At 63.4% G+C, this 18,155-nt stretch carries 13 protein-coding genes; 1 reads left to right on the top strand and 12 read right to left on the bottom strand.

The genetic code is table 11. From position 1 onward, the window contains the following. Nucleotides 1-18: 18 nt before the first annotated feature. Nucleotides 19-984: an IS481 family transposase gene (locus tag ACMYR2_RS06765; RefSeq protein ID WP_416193901.1), complete on the bottom strand. Its 966-nt coding sequence runs from the start codon at nucleotides 982-984 to the stop codon at nucleotides 19-21. A 349-nt stretch (nucleotides 985-1,333) separates the two neighbouring features. Here ACMYR2_RS06765 and ACMYR2_RS06760 point away from each other — a divergent pair, with 349 nt between their 5' ends. Next, the gene (locus ACMYR2_RS06760) at nucleotides 1,334-2,038 is read left to right on the top strand and encodes a fumarylacetoacetate hydrolase family protein (RefSeq protein WP_347264839.1); all 705 of its coding nucleotides are present in this window, start codon (nucleotides 1,334-1,336) and stop codon (nucleotides 2,036-2,038) included. Between the two features lie 30 nt (nucleotides 2,039-2,068). Here the strand turns inward: ACMYR2_RS06760 and ligA are convergent, their stop codons facing one another. The 11 genes from ligA to ACMYR2_RS06705 form a co-directional block, all read right to left on the bottom strand. Next, on the bottom strand, nucleotides 2,069-4,219 hold the full coding sequence (gene ligA / locus ACMYR2_RS06755; protein WP_347264840.1) for an NAD-dependent DNA ligase LigA: 2,151 nt from the start codon (nucleotides 4,217-4,219) through the stop codon (nucleotides 2,069-2,071). A 5-nt stretch (nucleotides 4,220-4,224) separates the two neighbouring features. Next, a complete protein-coding gene (gene recN / locus ACMYR2_RS06750; protein WP_416193900.1) occupies nucleotides 4,225-5,910 on the bottom strand; it encodes a DNA repair protein RecN in 1,686 nt (561 codons plus the stop codon). Between the two features lie 144 nt (nucleotides 5,911-6,054). After that, nucleotides 6,055-6,951, bottom strand: a complete 897-nt coding sequence (locus tag ACMYR2_RS06745; protein ID WP_347264844.1) for an outer membrane protein assembly factor BamD — start codon at nucleotides 6,949-6,951, stop codon at nucleotides 6,055-6,057. A 455-nt stretch (nucleotides 6,952-7,406) separates the two neighbouring features. Next, a complete protein-coding gene (gene lpxC, locus ACMYR2_RS06740; protein ID WP_347264842.1) occupies nucleotides 7,407-8,363 on the bottom strand; it encodes a UDP-3-O-acyl-N-acetylglucosamine deacetylase in 957 nt (318 codons plus the stop codon). 337 nt (nucleotides 8,364-8,700) lie between these two features. Then, nucleotides 8,701-10,533 (bottom strand): cell division protein FtsZ, encoded by a 1,833-nt coding sequence (gene ftsZ / locus ACMYR2_RS06735; protein WP_416193899.1) that lies wholly within the window; start codon nucleotides 10,531-10,533, stop codon nucleotides 8,701-8,703. A 90-nt stretch (nucleotides 10,534-10,623) separates the two neighbouring features. After that, nucleotides 10,624-11,946 carry a cell division protein FtsA gene (ftsA, locus tag ACMYR2_RS06730; RefSeq protein WP_416193898.1) on the bottom strand — a complete coding sequence of 441 codons (1,323 nt, stop codon included), beginning with the start codon at nucleotides 11,944-11,946 and terminating at the stop codon, nucleotides 10,624-10,626. After that, nucleotides 11,943-12,965 (bottom strand): cell division protein FtsQ/DivIB, encoded by a 1,023-nt coding sequence (locus ACMYR2_RS06725; RefSeq protein ID WP_347265292.1) that lies wholly within the window; start codon nucleotides 12,963-12,965, stop codon nucleotides 11,943-11,945. Before ACMYR2_RS06725 ends, ftsA begins: the two co-directional genes overlap by 4 nt. A 384-nt stretch (nucleotides 12,966-13,349) precedes the next feature. Continuing rightward, nucleotides 13,350-14,342 carry a D-alanine--D-alanine ligase gene (locus ACMYR2_RS06720; RefSeq protein ID WP_347265291.1) on the bottom strand — a complete coding sequence of 331 codons (993 nt, stop codon included), beginning with the start codon at nucleotides 14,340-14,342 and terminating at the stop codon, nucleotides 13,350-13,352. A gap of 71 nt (nucleotides 14,343-14,413) precedes the next feature. Beyond that, nucleotides 14,414-15,367, bottom strand: coding sequence for a UDP-N-acetylmuramate dehydrogenase (murB, locus tag ACMYR2_RS06715; protein WP_347265290.1), 954 nt, complete (start codon nucleotides 15,365-15,367; stop codon nucleotides 14,414-14,416). Then, nucleotides 15,364-16,767 (bottom strand): UDP-N-acetylmuramate--L-alanine ligase, encoded by a 1,404-nt coding sequence (murC, locus tag ACMYR2_RS06710; protein WP_416193897.1) that lies wholly within the window; start codon nucleotides 16,765-16,767, stop codon nucleotides 15,364-15,366. The genes murB and murC overlap by 4 nt, the downstream gene beginning before the upstream one ends. A 266-nt stretch (nucleotides 16,768-17,033) precedes the next feature. Further along, a complete protein-coding gene (locus ACMYR2_RS06705; RefSeq protein WP_347264801.1) occupies nucleotides 17,034-18,140 on the bottom strand; it encodes a UDP-N-acetylglucosamine--N-acetylmuramyl-(pentapeptide) pyrophosphoryl-undecaprenol N-acetylglucosamine transferase in 1,107 nt (368 codons plus the stop codon). Nucleotides 18,141-18,155: the final 15 nt, after the last annotated feature.

Below are 18,155 nucleotides of genomic sequence, written 5' to 3'. Positions count from 1 at the left end.
GATGAATGTCGATCCGGCCTAGGTGTTTAGTCCCGGCATTTGCTGGAGCGGGTTAAGTCTGAATCGTTCTGGTTGGGAAGTCCAGCACTTGCAGATGTATTCGTAAGGTGTGAGACCCTTCAGGGTCTTCAGCCGCCGAGCGTAGTTGTAGGCGGTAATGAAGTCGGCAAGGTGAGCTTCGAGCTGATCGTGTCGGTCGTAGTGGTAGCGCTTGACGGTTGCTTCCTTGATCGTTCGGTTCATGCGTTCGACCTGACCATTAGTCCAGGGATGCTTGATTTTGGTCAGCCGATGCTCGATCCCGTTTTCCTGGCATCGCATATCGAACATATGCGTCACGTATCTTGCCGTCGGGCCATCCGCATAGCGTGGCGGGAAGGTGAACTGGATCCCATTGTCGGTGAGTACCGTGTGGATCTTGTAGGGGACGGCCGCGATCAGAGCTTCGAGGAAGGCCGAGGCCGAGGTCCTTCCCGTCTTCTTGACCAGTTGCACGAAGGCGAACTTGCTGGTGCGATCAATGGCGACATAGAGGTAGAGCTTGCCTTCAGCCGTCTGAAGCTCGGCAATATCGATGTGGAAATAGCCGATCGGATAGGCCTTGAACTTCTTCTTCGAGGGCCTGTCGCCTTCAACCTCCGGCAATCGACTGATGCCGTGGCGTTGGAGACAGCGATGCAGGGAGGACCGCGTCAGATGCGGGATGGTCGGCTGCAACGCATAGACGCAATCATCGAGTGGCAGCAGCGTGTGCCGCCGGAAAGCAACGATGATCGCCTCATCTTCAATGGAAAGGACAGTCGACTTGGCTTCCTTGGGGCCAGTCGGAAGATCGGTGACGGTCTCGCGCTGCTTCCACTTCGCGACCGTCTTCTGGTTGATCCCGTAGCGCTTGGCGAGACCTCTTAGGCTCTCTTGACTATTTTGTATTGCTCGACGGACTGCCTCCGTCGTCGTGGCGCAGCCGTGTAAAACTTGTCCCATAGCGCTTCCTTCGAATCGTGCGATAAGGATGCTCCATCAAAGCTTGGGACTAAACACCTAGAGCATTTTCCGGCTAAAGTGGAATCCGGTTAGAGCGTTTTCAAGCGAAGTGGACACCGGTTCGCGTGAAGAAAACGCGTCAAAACAAAGTCATAGAGCCCGCTTCTGATTCTATCAGAAGCGGAAAGGCTCTGGCGTGAAGAAAATGCTCTCAATCAGAAACTTGCGCGCATTCTGATCGCAAAACCGGTATCCACTTTTACGGAATGCGCGCTAAGCGCGTCGGCTCGTCGCATCTATCCCGATAACAACCTCGTCGCGCAAGCGTAGACCGAGCGGAGAGCACAGCATGAACGCATCGCCGTTTGTGATTCCACAGCCGCCCCGACCCGTCATTGCGGTCGCGGGCGACGACAGATTTTTTCCGGTCCGCCGCATCTGGTGCGTCGGCCGTAACTATCTCGACCATATCCGCGAACTGGGCAACGACGAGCGCGCGCCGCCTTTCTTCTTCGCGAAGCATGCCGACATGGTCGAGGCCGATGGCGCGGTCATCCCCTATCCGCCTCTCACCCGTGATCTTCATCACGAAGTCGAACTGATCGTCGCGATGAAAAGCGGGGGCTTGCGCATCCCCGCCGACATCGCGCTCGATCACGTCTACGGCTACGCGGTCGGCATCGACCTCACCCGGCGCGATCTGCAAAACGCCGCGCGCAAGAAGGAGCAGCCCTGGGAGGTCGCGAAGTCCTTCGATCACGCCGCGCCATGCAGCGCGCTGCAACCGGCAGTGAAGATCGGCCATCCATCGAAGGGCCGTATCTGGCTCGCGGTCAACGGCAAGGAAACCCAGTCCGGCGACCTCGCGCAGATGATCTGGAACGTATCGGAGATCATCGCGCAACTTTCGAAGCAGGTCTCGCTTGGCGCCGGCGACATCATCATGACCGGCACGCCGGCCGGCGTCTCCACCTTGCATCCGGGCGACCATATCGAATGCGGCTGCGACGGCGTCGGCACGTTGAGGATAACGATCGGGCAACCGGCGGCCTGAGCCTACCCGACGCACCACTCAGGAGATCACCTACCCCTCGATCAGTTGCAGCCACTCGTCCTCGGAAATCACCTTCACGCCGAACTTCTCGGCGTCCTTGAGCTTCGAGCCAGCTCCGGGACCGGCGACGACCAGATCGGTCTTCTTCGACACCGAGCTGGACGTTTTCGCGCCCATGCGCTCGGCCGACGCCTTTGCTTCGTCGCGCGTGAATTTTTCCAGCGAGCCCGTGAACACCACGGTCTTGCCGGCCACGGCCGAGTCGCTGCGGGCCTGCGCGACCGGCAACACCTCGATTTCTTCAAGAAGATCGTTCAACGCCTTGACGTTGCGCGGCTCGGCAAAGAACTCAACCACCGCGTCGGCCACGATATCGCCGATGCCTCCGATGTTGTTGAGATCGGCATAGGCCTCGGAATCATTGCCCGCTTCCGTCCGCGCCGCCGCGGCCTCCGTCATCGCCGCGCGAAATGCGTCGATGCTCCCGTAATGCCGCGCCAGCAGCTTGGCGTTGCCCTCACCGACATGACGGATGCCGAGCGCGAAGATCAGCCGGTTGAGTTCGATCCTGCGGCGCGCGTCGATCGCGGCGAACAGGTTGCGCACCGAAACGTCGCCATAACCTTCGCGATCGCGCAGTTTCTTTGTCGCGCGCGCATCACGCTTCTGCAACGTGAAGATGTCGACCGGATGCATGATGAGACCGTCGTCATAAAATTCCTGAATCTGCTTTTCGCCGAGACCGTCGATGTCGAAAGCAAGACGCGAGACGAAATGCTTGAGCCGCTCCACCGCCTGCGCCGGACAGATCAGCGCGCCGGTGCAGCGGCGCACCGCTTCGCCCTCCTCGCGCACGGCGTGACTGCCGCAGATCGGGCACTTGTCGGGAAATTCATAAGGCTTCGCGCTCGCCGGGCGCTTGTCGATGATAACGCTGACCACTTGCGGGATCACATCACCGGCGCGCTGCACCACGACGGTATCGCCGACGCGAAGGTCAATACCGTCGCGGATCGGCTGACCATCGTTGCCGACGCCTCTGATGTAATCCTCGTTGTGCAGCGTGGCATTCTGCACCACCACACCGCCGACGGTGACGGGTTCGAGCCGCGCCACCGGCGTCATCGCGCCGGTGCGGCCGACCTGGATGTCGATGCCCCTGAGGATCGTCATCGCCTGCTCGGCGGCGAACTTGTGCGCGATCGCCCAGCGCGGGCTTCGCGACACGAAGCCGAGGCGTTCCTGCCAGTCGAGCCGATCAACCTTGTAGACCACGCCGTCGATGTCATAACCGAGCGTGGCGCGCTGCTCGCCGATGCGGCGATAGAATTGCAGCACCTGCTCCACGCTGCTGCACAGTTCAATCAATGGATTGACGATAAAGCCGACGTCCCTGAGCCACTTCAGCATATCGTGCTGGGTTTCGGCGGGCCGATCCGTCATCTCGCCCCAGGCATAAGCGAAGAACTTCAGCGGTCGTGACGCGGTGATCGCTACATCCTTCTGACGCAGCGAACCGGCCGCCGAGTTGCGCGGATTGGCGAATACCGTATCGCCAGCCTCTTGCTGCTTTCTGTTCAGCGCAAGGAAGTCCTCTTTCAGCATATAGACTTCGCCGCGCAACTCGCAGGAAGCGGGAACAGCGAGAGCCTTCAGCGTATGCGGTACATCCGTGATGGTACGGACATTCGCGGTCACGTCCTCGCCGGTGAAGCCGTCGCCGCGCGTCGCCGCGCACACCAGCTCGCCATGCTCGTAGCGAAGTGACAGCGACAACCCATCGATCTTCGGCTCGGCGACGATGGCGGGAATGTCATCCGCACCAAGTTTCAGAAAACGCCGGATGCGTTCGACGAACTCGGCAACCTCAGCGTCGCTGAAAGCGTTGCCGAGCGACAGCATCGGCACCACATGCTGTACTTTCGCGAAGCCGCGCGCGGGCGCGGCGCCGACGGTCTGCGTGGGCGAGCTTGCGGTGACGAGGTCCGGAAAGCGCGCCTCGATCGCTTCGAGCCGCCGCCGCAGCGCGTCGTAGGCTGCATCGGAGACCGTCGGCGCATCCTGCTGGTAGTAGCGCTCGTTATGCGTCTCGATCTCAAGCGCGAGCCGTTTGTGCTCGACCCTGGCCTGCGACCTGGTGAGAGAATCGACGGGCGGAGGCACTTTGGGCTTTGCCGCCATAGCGACTATCCCGCCGCTTTCAGCAGCCGGTCCGCGGCGGCGCGAGCCTCCGCGGTGATCTCCGCTCCGGCGAGCATCCGCGCGATCTCCTCGCGGCGGTGATCCTCCGCCAGCGTCGCAACCCGCGTGGCGACGCGCTTGCCACGATCCAGCGCATCTTTCGAGATGAGCAAATGTTGATCGGCTCGCACCGCGACCTGCGGCGCGTGCGTCACGGCCATCACCTGCACCTTGCAGGCCAGGCGCGACAGCCGCGCGCCGATGGCGTCGGCCACCGCGCCGCCGACTCCGGTGTCGATCTCGTCGAACACCAGCGTCGGCGCTGAGCCTTTATCGGAAAGCACCACCTTCAGCGCCAGCAGGAAGCGCGACAGCTCGCCTCCCGAAGCAACCTTCATCAGCGGCCCGGGCCGGGTGCCGGGATTGGTCTGCACCCAGAATTCGACGCGGTCGAAGCCTTGCGGTCCCGGCGCCGACGGATCAGAATCGATGTGCGTCGAAAATCTGGCGCGCTCAAGCTTCAACGGCGCAAGCTCGACGTTGACCGTCTTGTCGAGCTTGTCGGCAGCCCTGGTGCGCGCGGCAGAGATTTTCATAGCCGCCGCTGCATAGCGTTTGTCGGCGTCGGCCGCCTCTCTCTCCAGAACAATCAGTCGATCCGCGCCGGCATCAATCAGCGCGACCTGCGCCGCGTATTTTTTGGCAAGCGCGGCGAGACCATCGACCGGCGTCGCATATTTTCGCGATGCCGCGCGCAGCGCGAACAGCCGCACCTCAATGCGCTCCAGCTCGGCCGGATCGAAATCGGCGGCGACGAGCGCTGCCGCGAGATGCTGGTCGGCTTCCTCCAGCGCGTTGATGGCGGCGTCGATCGCCCTGACCGCGGGCTCGACCAGTTGCGGCGAACTCGCGGCACGCCGTTCGAGCCGCCGCACCGCTGCCGACAAGACGCTCACCGGCGAACCATGACCGCTGACGACGTCTTGCGCCTCGCGCAGATCGGTCGCGATCTTCTCGCCCGCCATCATCGTGGCGCGGCGTTCGGCAAGCGCGGTTTCCTCGCCGTCCTCCGGCGCGAGTTGTGTCAGCTCCCCGGAGGCATGACGCAGATAGTCGGCCTCCCGCGCGGCGCGCTCCACACCGGCGCGATGATCTTCAAGCGCCGCGCGGGCGCGGCGGCGAGCTTCCCACAACACTTCCAGCGCGGAGACTTCAGTGTCCAATCCGGCAAAGGCATCGAGCAGCCGGCGGTGGGTCGATGCATCGACCAGCGCCCGCTCGTCGTGCTGGCCGTGAATCTCAACCAGCGTCGCGCCGACCGCCCTCAAGGTCTGCACGCTGATCGCCTGATCATTGATGAAGGCCCGGGTGCGGCCATCGGCAAGCTGGACACGCCGCAGAATCATCTCGCCCGAATCTTCTGAAATAGAGTTCTCGATGTCATTGGCGGCAAGCATGGCGCAGGCTGGATGGTTCCTGGGAACATCGAACGTAGCCGTGACCTGCCCCTGCTCCGCACCGTGGCGGACCAATCCCGCATCGCCGCGGCCACCGAGCGCCAGCGCGAAGGCATCAAGCAGAATGGATTTTCCCGCGCCGGTCTCGCCGGTCAGCACCGCAAGACCGGAGGCGAACTCGATATCGAGCCGCTCGATCAGGACGATGTCGCGGATCGAAAGGCGCGCAAGCATGGGAGGCCGGTTCCTGCCAAAGACCGTTGAGAAATGCGGAAAAGCGTAGCGCAGAGACCGGAGCCTGACCCAACTCCGTTGAACCGGACACCAGCCTTGTCCTTGTGACCGGGCATGATCTTATCCGAAAATCGGGAACATGCTCTAGCCGAGACCCACTTTCCTGAACGCCTTACTGATCCACGAGCCCTTGTTCTCGCTGGGCTGGCTTCCCCCGGAGGTCACGAGACCGTAGGCGTCCTTGTACCAGTGGCTGTCCGGAAAATTATGGCCAAGCACGGCCGCGGCGGTCTGCGCCTCGGCAACGATTCCAATCGCCATATAGGCCTCGGTCAGCCGCGCCAGCGCCTCCTCGACATGCCGCGTGGTCTGGAAGCGCGTCACCACCGTCTTGAAGCGGTTGATCGCACCCGTATAGTCACGCCGTTCCATGTAGTAGCGGCCGACCGCCATTTCCTTGCCGGCGAGCTGATCGCGCGCGCCCTGAAGCTTCTTCTTGGCTTCACCGGCATATTCCGACGTCGGATATTTGCGGATCACCTCTTCCAGCGTGCGCATCGCTTTCTCGGTACGAGCCTGATCGCGCGAGACATCGGCGATCTGATCGTAATTCGAAACCGCAATCAAATACTGCGCATAGGCGGCGTCCGGACTGCCCGGATGGAGCGTCACGTAGCGCGACGCGGAGCCGATGCAGGTGTCGTAATCGCCGGCCTGATAGGATGCATAGGCTGACATCAGCAGCGACTTCCGCGCCCACTCCGAATACGGGTGTTCGCGGTCCACCTCGTCGAACTTCTTCGTGGCCGCCTTGAGGTCGCTCTGTTTATTCATGAGGAACAAGCCCTCATTATAGAGCTTGTCCGCCGGTTCGTCGCTGAAGGTCTCTTCGTCCTTCGCCGTGAACTTGTCCAGGAGCGGTCCGGTCCCGCACGCGGCCACGGTCACGGCGGCGAGTGCAAGACAGACGGCAAGCCGCAGTTTCCGGCCAAGCCGCCCAAGAGAGGCGCGGTCCATGAAAACGCTGCGTCCGGGCACCATACGCTTAGCCAACATGAGTGAAAATCCGAGGTCCGTCATCCGGCGATCCAGGCACTGGAGCAGTTTCACTTCTGATTGAATCGGAAGCGAAGCTCAAGACATTGTTTTTAGAGCATTTTCCGGCCAAGTGAAATCCGGTTCGCGTGAAGAAAACGCGACAAAACAAAATCATAGAGCCCGCTTCTGATTCTATCAGAAGCGGAAAGGCTCTAGGGCAGACGGGAATGCGCGCCTTGCACCGCGCTCCCTTTAGCCCGAAAGCAGCCGTCCACTAACGGGGTAAGCAGGTATTTCGCCGGGATTAAGGCAGAGCGGCTATAGCGTTTTCGAGCGAAGTGGGCACCGGTTCGCGTGAAAACGCTATAGCCATCAAGCCACGAACACGAATCGACGCGCATACGCAGCAGAACGGCTTAAAAAGTGCGAGAGTTGAACGGTGCGAGATCCGGCCAGGGTCAGGACACGTTGGGACCATAGGCTGCGGCCATGCCGCCCACCATCCCGCCGACCATTTCGCCCTGACTGCGCGGACGCGACACCGGCTGATCCTCAACCACACGCCATGCGGTCCGGTCGGCCATCAACGCCGTGAGCACCGCGTGGTTGAGCTTGTGCCCGCCGCGCGCCGAGCGATAACCGCCGATCAGCGGCAACCCGGCGAGCGCCAGATCGCCGATCGCATCGAGAACCTTGTGTCGTACGCACTCATCGGCGTAGCGCAGGCCGCCGGTATTCAACAGGCGCTCGTTATCGAACACCATCGAGTTTTCCAATGACGCACCCAGCGCATAACCCGCGCTTCGGAGCCTTTCGACATCATTCATGCAACCGAAGGTTCTCGCCCGGCTTATCTCACGCCGAAAACTCTCGGGATTGAGATCGATGGAATAATCCTGATGACCGATCACCGGATTGGCGAAATCGATCTCGACCTCGATACGAAAACCGCGCTTGTAAGGCCGCAGTTCGCCGACCGCCTCGCCCTTCGTTACCCGAACCGGTTTCAAAATCTGGATGAAGCGGCGCGCCGCCGACTGCTCGACAATCCCTGCCTGATCTATCGCCGCGACGAAGGCCGCCGAACTGCCGTCCATAATCGGCACTTCAGGTCCGTCGATCTCGATGGTCGCGTTGTCGACGCCAAGGCCACGCAGTGCAGCAAGAACGTGCTCGGCGGTGGAGACAAGAGAACCTTGCTGATCGCCCAGGACAGTGGCAAGTTTGGTTGACGTGACGGATCTCGCCGCCGCCTGCACCCGGCGCTCGGTTCCATCAGGAGAGGTGCGGATAAAAACGAAACCCGCATCGATCGACGCAGGTCCCAGGGTCAGGTTGGCCGGTAATCCGGAATGAACGCCGACACCCGTCACGGTGGCTCGCGAACGCAGCGTCGTCTGGCGATTGAATCTCATAAAGCCTGGCCCAAGTGACTTATCCCGAACACCGAATTCTCGCCTGAAAGGCTGCGAATCGATTCGTGATCCCCAAAGTCACGCCTAAAACATACCGGCAGTCCCAAAGCGCGCAACTCACGCTTCTTTACCAATTGTTACCCCATCTCCGCCGTAATCACGCCGCCTCATGACCAAATATGGCGCGGGACGGTGACCCTACAGCGGACCTCGATAAAATTAATTTTTGATGAATTTTCAGTGCGATACAGAATAAAATCAAGATAACGGATGATAAGAAAAAGGGCTCCGGCCTGCAAGGACGGAACCCTTTCCAGTTTCAGTTTATTACAGGCTTTCAGTTTGCCTGGCGGCGGAGAAAGGCGGGGATATCGAGATGATCGTCGCCCTGTGGCGCAGGCGCAACAGGAGCCGGACGGCCGTGAGCGTCGAGACCCTTCGGCGCCGGCCGGCGAGCGTACTCTGATACCGGATCGCTACCCATCTGCTCGGCGACGCTGCGCTGCGGCCGACGCTCCGGCAATGGCGGCATCTGGGCCATTGCCGGCCCGGCGTCGCGACCCGCGATCGGCGGCTCGGCGTCATGATCGCGCCGGCCGAGGCCCACATTGGCGAGGCGCTGCAACAGTGACAGCCGGCTCTTCTGCGGATGATCTTCCTCGACCTCGCCACGAGCCTGACGGATCTCATTCTGCGCCGGCATCGGAAGCTCCTCCATCCTCGGCATCCGTGGCGCACGAAGCGGCGCCCGCTCCGCCGGCTGCGGGATGAAGGTGTCCGGCACCGGCGGCTCATGCTGCTCGCGCGGCGCAGGGTCATGATCCGGGAACAGCGTCGGCTTCTGCGCGATCGGCCGAACGGTGACGTCGCCATAGGAGGCCGGCTGCACGGGAGCCGGAGCAACAGGCGGTGTCGGCGCGGGCTCGGCGACCGCCGCGGCAATCGCCTCAAGCGCCGCCCGATCGACATTGGCGGCGGACGGGGCGGCCTGGGTTGGGGTTGAAGCAGCCGGAGCTGGAGCTTGAACCTGGGGCTGGGCCTGGGCCGGCTGAACGGCGGGACGGGGCTCGATGGGTTTCTGGGCGAGGCTGGCCGAAGCACGCTTGTTATCCTCGCGAAGCTTCGCGGACAGTTCGGCCGCGCGCGGGTCGAGCGCCGCGGATCCCGTCTTCATTGCCGGGGTAGCCGCGGCGCGCGCGATCGTGCCCTGGTCGATGCCGGTCGCGACCACCGACACCCTGATGATGCCGTCGAGGCTTTCGTCGAAGGTCGCGCCGACGATGATGTTCGCGTCCTGATCAACTTCCTCGCGAATCCGCGTGGCGGCTTCGTCGACCTCGAACAAGGTGAGATCCTTGCCGCCTGTAATCGAAATCAGCAGCCCCTTGGCGCCCTTCATCGAACTGTCGTCGATCAGCGGGTTGGCGATCGCCGCTTCGGCTGCGGTGAGCGCGCGCTTCTCGCCGGAGGCTTCCCCGGTGCCCATCATCGCCTTGCCCATCTCGCGCATCACGGCGCGGACGTCGGCGAAGTCGAGGTTGATCAAGCCTTCCTTCACCATGAGGTCGGTGATGCAGGCGACGCCCGAATAAAGCACCTGATCGGCCATCGCGAAGGCATCGGCGAAGGTGGTCTTCTCGTTCGCGACCCGGAACAGGTTCTGATTGGGAATGATCAGCAGCGTGTCGACCACCTTGTGCAGCTCACCGATCCCTGAGTCGGCGGTGCGCATGCGCCGTTGACCCTCGAAGTGGAACGGCTTGGTGACGACGCCGACGGTCAGAATCCCCATTTCGCGCGCGGCCTTGGCGATGACGGGCGCGGCGCCGGTGCCGGTGCCACCGCCCATTCCGGCCGTGACGAACACCATATTCGCGCCCGAGAGGTGATCGCGAATTTCGTCGATGACTTCCTCAGCCGCGGCAGCGCCGACATCGGGCTGCGAGCCCGCGCCGAGACCCTGGGTGACCTGGGTGCCCATCTGGATGATGCGCTGCGCCTTGGACATGGTCAGCGCCTGGGCGTCGGTGTTGGCCACCACGAAATCGACCCCGACCAGCCCGGCCGTGATCATGTTGTTGACCGCGTTGCCGCCTGCGCCGCCGACGCCGAACACGGTGATCCGCGGCTTCAGCTCGTGAATATCGGGAACGTTGAGATTGATGGTCATGGTTGCCTCTCGATTACACGCGCGGTGTCGCTATGCTGGCGGCCGTCGACCGCGGAGTTGATGGGAATCTGCAATTCGGCGGAAAGTTCATCAGAAGCCCTCCCGGAGCCATCGTCCGACCTTTCCGAAATAGCCGTCCGTCCCGGTGCGAACCTGCCGCGTGCGCCGCGGCTCGACATGTTCCAGATGTGCGTATTGCGGATACACCAGCAGCCCGGTGGGAACGGAGAACGAGGCGCTCTTGGCCTCGTTGGGCAGGCGGCAGAAGCCGAGGGGACGGCCGATGCGGACCGGCCGGCCAAGGACGCGCGAGGCGAGTTCGGGAACGCCGGTCAACTGCGACGCCCCGCCGCTCAATACGACGCGCGCGCGCGGCTCGGCAGCAAATGGGGAATCCGCGAGCCGGTCCCTGACCATCTCAAAAATCTCCTCGACACGCTGACGAACGATGTTGGCGATGGTCGCGCGTGACACCACCTGAGGCGCGTCACAGTCACTGTCTCCGGCCGCGGGAACCGTCATCAGCTCACGAACATCCGAGCCACCCGTCAGCACCGTGCCATATAACGTCTTGATTCGCTCGGCATCCGCAATGCACGCCCCCAATCCGCGGGCAAGATCCATCGTGACGTGATGCCCGCCGATGGCAAAACCGCTCGCATAGATAAAGCGTCCCGCGGAATAGACCGCGATGGTGGTGGTTCCCGCCCCCATCTCCACGACCGCGGCGCCGAGATCGACCTCATCGTCGGTCAGCACCGACAGGCCGGCCACATAGGGACTGGCAGCCATGGCTTCGACGGTGAGATGGCAGCGCTCCACCGCCAGCATCAGATTTTTCGCGACGGTCGCCTCCGTGGTCACGACGTTCATGTCGACGCCGAACCGGCGCGCCACCATGCCACGGGGATCGCGGATGCCCTTCACGCCGTCGAGCGAATAGCCGGCGGGCAGCGCATGAAGCACGGTGCGCCCGGGCGCCGTGGCGTGATGCATGCCGGTCGACGTGACCCGGCTGATATCGGACGGCGTGACCGCGCCGCCCTGAATGTGAGAGGCCGCTTCGATCAACTGGCCCTGCAACCGCCCGGCCGACACCGGCAACAGCACGGATTCGACCCGAACCTTCGCCATCTGCTCGGCCAGCGATACAGCCTGGCGAACCGCCTGCTCACACTGGGCGAGATCGGTCACGGCGCCGGCCTTCATGCCGCGCGACTGGATCTGGCTGTAGCCGATCAACTCCACCGCGTGGGTTCGTCCGCGCAGCGCATCGTTGGGCGCGCTCGGCCGCAGCCTTGCGATCATGCAGGCGATCTTGCTGGTGCCGATGTCCAGCGACGCCACCAGCGCGCTGCGATTGCGCTGCATGGGACGCATTTTCGGGGTCTGGCTGCGATCGAGGCTGGTCATGCGCTGCCGGCCTTTTTGCTGGACTTCTTAAGCTGCTCTTCGCGCGCCTTCGCGGCCTCTTCCGAGAGCCGCACGGTCAGGCGATCGGGAAACCGCATGTCGATGGCGGTGATGTCGCGCGACAGCAGCTTGTTCTGCCTGTCGTAGTCCACGAGCGCGGCAAGCGCGCGGCCGACATCGTTCTCCGGAAGCCTGATGTCGAGGCCATCCTTGAGCCGCAGATTCCAGCGTCGCTCGCCGACGAAGATCGCGGCCTTGAGTTTGCTGTTCACCACCGGATAGTTCGCCACCAGCGCGAGGAAATCCCTGGCGCGGGTTTCCGCCCCCTTGCCGACCACGAGCGGCAGTGTCGCGAAGCGTTGCGAAACGTGAGGCGAGAGCACCATTCCATCGGCGGCGATCACCGCAAGCTTGCCGTTCTCCTGCCACAGCGCGAAGGGTTGACGCTCGGTGACGTCGATCTGGAGCGCGCCCGGATAAAGCTTCAACACCGTCGCATCCGCGATCCACGGATTGCATTTCAGGCTGTCGCGCACACCGGCGGCATCAAGGAACAGCAGCGATGAACGGCCGTTGACGCCGCCCGCGGCCAGCACCTCCTCCTGCGTCAGTTGCGTGCGGCCATTGATGGTGACGGACGTGATGCGGAAGCCCGCGGCGTTGGCAAGCGCATTGCGCGTGTCGTCCAGGACAGCGACCGCTTCATCGACATGGCCGCCCGCCACCACGCCGAGCGCGGCGCTGCCGCCGACCACGACGACGGTCATGATCGCGCCAAGCCGGCGCGGAGCGTAGCGTTCAATAAAGGCGATCGCGCGGTTGGGATTTCTGGCGCGCGCATCCAGACGTTCCGCCCGTGCGCGCTTCAGCCTGTCGATCTGTTCGCGCAACAGGATTGCGGCGCCGCTGGCGGCCCACCTGAGCAGGATGGCCTGCCTCAGCAGATCAGACGCCCTCAACAGGCCAGACCTGTACCTCGGCAATCTCAACGACCGATCGAGGCGTCCTCCACCATTCATCGCGCGCGCTCGTCACCGTTTCGTCCCGCCCCGCCCCAACCGCGGCGCTGAACGCAGGAACCTCGAATACTCCTGGAGCGCGCACAACGTCCCGGCGAATACCGGGCGAGGCGCCGACCTCCGGCAGGTCCGCTGTTCCCTCGATGCGGTCGGAAGCGGAAGTTCCGCAACAGTTCGCGCCCCGGCAGCCAAACGCCACACGCGCCGCCAGCGTTAACCTTCGGGCCTACTGGTAAACAAAAGGTAAATGCGGTGCCGGCACACCGCATTTTAGCGCGATAAAAGAATGCCTTGCCGTCATCGGATCAGCCCGCCGGATGGAACCCGAGGGGCTCCGGCAGGTTCCCGCCTGGAGCGAACCGGTTCCCGCCGCCCAAAAAACCGCTACAGGCTCGGACGGACGGCCTTTTCGGCGAGCACGATCTGGTCGCGCAGAAAATCAGCGAACCCGATCCCCTGCGCATGAAGCGCCTTGGGGTAAAGCGAGGCCGCGGTCAGGCCCGGCAGGGTGTTGGTCTCCAGATAGACCGGCCCCTTGCCGGTCACGATGAAGTCGGTGCGGGAATAGCCGCGACAGGACAAGGCGCGATGCGCCCGCAGCGAGTGATCCATGATCTGGCTGGCGATCTCCGGCGCGAAACGTCCCGGACAGATCTCCTGCGTCGTCTTCGCGAGATACTTCGCGGCGTAGTCGAACGCGCCCTCGGCCGGCACGATCTCGACCGGCGGAAGCGCGATGACCGAGCCGTCGGAACGCTCCAGCACGCCGCAGGTCGCTTCGACGCCCGACACGAAGGGTTCGATCACATAGTCTTCGGTCTTCGCCGCCTCGCGGACGGTGACGATATCCTGCGGCGCATCGACGAAGATCAGGCCATAGCTCGATCCGTCGCATGCGGGCTTGGCGACCAGCCGGCCCTGTTCGGCAAGCGCGCGATCGATGGACTGCAGCGGAATGTGCGCCGGCGTGGGGACCCCGGCAAAGGCCACGAACCGCTTGGCCGCAACTTTGTCGAACGCAAGATGCGAGGCCGCCGAGCCGGATCCGGTAAAGGGGATGCGGCGAAGTTCGCACATCGCCTGAAGTTCACCGTTCTCGGCGCGGCCTCCGTGAAGGCCGAGCACCAGCACGCGGCCCTCCGCCCTGGCCCTGTCCAGCGCCCGTTCAAGCGGCGCGCCTGATCCGCCAGGAACGAACTCGTCCTCGAACGGCCGCGCATGATCCCGCAGCGTTTCGGATCGCACGTCGATGATTTCATCGCGAGGATTCCAGAACCACAGATCAGCCTCCGGCAACGCGTGATGCAGCGCCTGCGCGCTCGCGACTGAAACGAGACGCTCCTTGTTGCTGCCGCCGAACAGAACGGTGATGCGCATGGTCCTATTCGAGAGTCTGATTCAACTGCATTGAATCAGACTCTCGCCTTATCTTTTGATTGAGCATGATCTTATCCGAAAACCGGTTTCCACTTTTCGGGATCATGCTCCAACCCGATTCTCTTGATTTCCCATTGCAGCTCGATGCCGGAATGCTGTTTCACCCGCTCGCGTACGGTCTCCCCCAGGGTCTCGATGTCGCGCGCGGTGGCCTCTCCGGTGTTGATGAGAAAATTGCAGTGCATGTCCGACACCTGCGCGCCGCCGACACGATGGCCGCGCAACCCGGCGGCGTCGATCAGTTTCCACGCACTCTGGCCCGGCGGATTCTTGAACGTCGAACCACCGGTCTTTTCGCGGATCGGCTGCACTGTCTCTCGGTGAGCCTGCACCTCGTTCATGCGCGCGCGGATCGCCTCCGGCTCGGTTATACGGCCTCGAAAGATGGCGCCGGTGAAGATGACGGAGGAATCGACTCCGCTCTTGCGATAGTCGAACGCCATGCTGGAATTATCGAAAGTCATTTTTTCGCCGCGACGGCTGAGCGCGCGGGCTTCGACAAGAACATCCCTGGTCTCGCTGCCGTTGGCGCCCGCGTTCATCCGCAGCGCGCCGCCGATGGTGCCGGGAATGCCGAAATAGAACTCAAGCCCGCCGATGTCGGCGGCCGCGGCCGCCTCCGCGACACGCTTGTCAAGCGCGGCGGCGCCGGCGTGCACGGCATCGCCATCGATCGATATCTCGCCGAAGCCGCGTGGCGGCAGGCGAATTACCACGCCCGGCAGCCCGCGATCGCGCACGATCAGGTTGGAGCCGACGCCGATGCAGCAGACCGGTATTTCCTCCGGCAGATGGCGCAGGAAGTAAGCAAGGTCATCCTCGTCCGCCGGCGTGAACAGCGCCTGCGCCGGACCACCGACGCGAAACCAGGTCAACGGCGCCAGCGATTCATTTGCCAGCAGCCTCCCGCGCAAGTCCGGCATCCGCGATTTCAGTTCTGGAACGAGTGTAGCAAAAACACTCATCCCAACGCCTTCAATTCATTCGGCAACGCATAGGCCCATTGCGTGATGTTGCCGGCGCCGAGGCACACGACATAGTCGCCGGGCTTGGCATAACCCGCGATGACGCCCGCGAGCGCCGCGGATTCCGGCAGCGGCACCACCTCGCGGTGGCCGTGGGCGCGCAGGCCGAGCACGAAGTGATCGCGATCGATCCCCGCGATCGGCGTCTCTCCGGCCGGATAGACTTCCGCGACGACAACGGTGTCGGCGTCGTTGAAGCAGGTGCAGAATTCCTCGAACAGCGCTTGCAGCCGCGTATAGCGATGCGGCTGCACCACCGCGATGACCCTGCCCGCGGTGGACTCGCGCGCCGCTTTCAGCACCGCCGCGATCTCGACCGGATGATGGCCGTAGTCGTCGATGACGGTGACGCCGTTCCACTCGCCGGTTCTGGTGAAGCGGCGCTTGACGCCGCCGAAGGCCGCGAGCGCCTTGCGGATGGTCGCGTCGGGAATGCCCAGTTCATGCGCCACCGCGATCGCCGCCGTGGCGTTGAGCGCGTTATGCGGACCCGGCATCGGCAACACCAGATCGGAGATTTCGTGCGCGGCGTCGGTCTTGCGGTTGCGGAACATCACCTTGAAATGCGAGCCGCCACCGTTCGGCGCGAGATCGACCAGCCTGACATCGGCCTGCGGATTCTGCCCATACGTAATGATGCGCCGATCCTCGATCCTGCCGACCATGGCCTGCACCACCGGATGATCGATGCACATCACCGCGAAGCCGTAGAACGGCACGTTCTCCACGAACGAACGGAATGCGTCCTGCACGGCGTCGAAGGTCTTGAAGTGGTCAAGATGCTCGGCATCGACGTTGGTGACGATGGCGACATCGGCCGGCAGCTTGAGGAAGGTGCCGTCGCTCTCGTCCGCTTCCACCACCATCCACTCGCCGTCCCCCAGCCGCGCGTTGGTGCCGTAGGCGTTGATGATTCCGCCGTTGATGACCGTGGGATCGAAATCGCCCGCGTCGAGCAGCGTCGCAACCATGGAGGTGGTGGTGGTCTTGCCGTGTGTACCGGCGATCGCGACGCAGCTTTTCAGCCGCATCAGCTCCGCCAGCATTTCCGCGCGGCGCACCACCGGAATGCGCTGCGCGCGCGCCGCCATCAGCTCGGGATTGTCGCGCTTGATGGCGGTTGAAACGACCAGCACGTCCGCGCCGTTCACGTTCCCGGCCTTGTGGCCGACCGTGACCTTGACGCCCTTCTCGCGCAGACGCACCACGTTAGCGCCCTCGGAAGCGTCCGAGCCCTGCACCGTGTAGCCGAGGTTGCACAGCACCTCGGCGATGCCGCTCATGCCGATGCCGCCGATGCCGACGAAGTGGATGGGGCCGATTTCGCGCGGCAGTCTCATGTCCGTCTCTCGTCCGAGTGATTCCCGCTAGTGTGGTGGTTCAGAAGTTCGCTTCATTGCCCCATCGAGTCCGTCAAGCGAACTTCTGAACCTAAACCACACTAGAATCATAAAATTGCTAGTGTCCCTTTGATTCCGAAGTTCGCATCAAAGGTTGCGGCAAGGGTATACGAACTTCGGAATCGGGACGCTAGCCGTGCCTGGCCTTATAGAGCGGGATGAGGAACAGTGTGTAGCGGTTTTCTGTCCGCATCTTCGTCAAGCGATCAGGCCCCGGTTCGCGCCACGCGCATGACCAGATCCGCCAGCCGCTCGGCGGCGTCGAGGCGGCCCACGGCGCGCGCCGCCGCCGCCATGGCCGCGAGCCGCGCCGGATCGTCGGCCAGCGCGGACAATTCCGCCGCCAGCCGGTCAGGAGTGAAATCAGGCTGCACGATGCGGATCGCACCGCCCGCGTCAGCCAGCACGCCGGCGTTGGCGAACTGATCCTGATCGATCGCGCCCGGCAGCGGCACCAGAACGGAGGGGCGGCCGATCGCTCCGAGTTCGGCCACCGTACCCGCGCCGGAGCGGGATACAACGATATGACTCGACGCCAGCCGCGCCGGAAGGTCGGCGAAAAACGGAGCAAGCTCGGCTTCGATCTCCAGCCGGTCATAAATCTCGCGCACCCGCGCCATGTCCTCGTCGCGCACCTGCTGGGTCAAAACCAATCGCCCACGCAACGCCGGTTCGAGTTTTTCGATCGCGCCCGGCACGATATCGCTCATGACGCGCGCACCCTGGCTGCCGCCGACCACGAGAACGCGCAAAGGATCGCCCAAGCCCGGCGCCGTGAACGGCACGGCGGCGGCGGCGAGAATAGCAGGCCGCATCGGCGTGCCGGTGGTCGTGGTCTTGCCGATCAGCGATGGTTCCTTGTCGAGCACGCCCGGCAGCGAGGTGGCGATAGCGCTGACACGCTTCGACAGAAAGCTGTTGGCGCGCCCCATCACCGCGTTGGAATCATGGATCACGGTCGGAATGCCCTTGAGGCGCGCCGCGATCAGCGGGGGCAAAGTCGGATAGCCGCCGAATCCGACCACGGCGGCGGGCTTCAGGACGCGCATCAGGTTGAACGCGACGGCCGTGCCGGCCGCGAGCATCAGGCCGGTGCGCGCCAGCGCCCATGGCGAACGGCCGCGCACGGTCTCGCTCGGAACCACGTCGGTCATGTCTTTCGAGAACAATCCGCTATAGCGCAGCGCGCGCGAGTCCGTCACCAGCCGCACGCGCAAGCCGCGATTCATCAACTCGACGGCGAGCGCCTCGGCGGGAAACAGGTGTCCACCGGTGCCGCCCGCGGCAAGGAGGATGAGAGGTGCGGCGGTCATGGACTTCGATGTCCG

The sequence above is a fragment of the Nitrobacter sp. TKz-YC01 genome, assembly GCF_047824785.1.
Classification (GTDB): Bacteria; Pseudomonadota; Alphaproteobacteria; order Rhizobiales; family Xanthobacteraceae; genus Nitrobacter.
The sequence above is the reverse complement of the archived record's forward strand: the minus strand, read 5'-3'. Positions and strand labels throughout refer to the sequence as shown.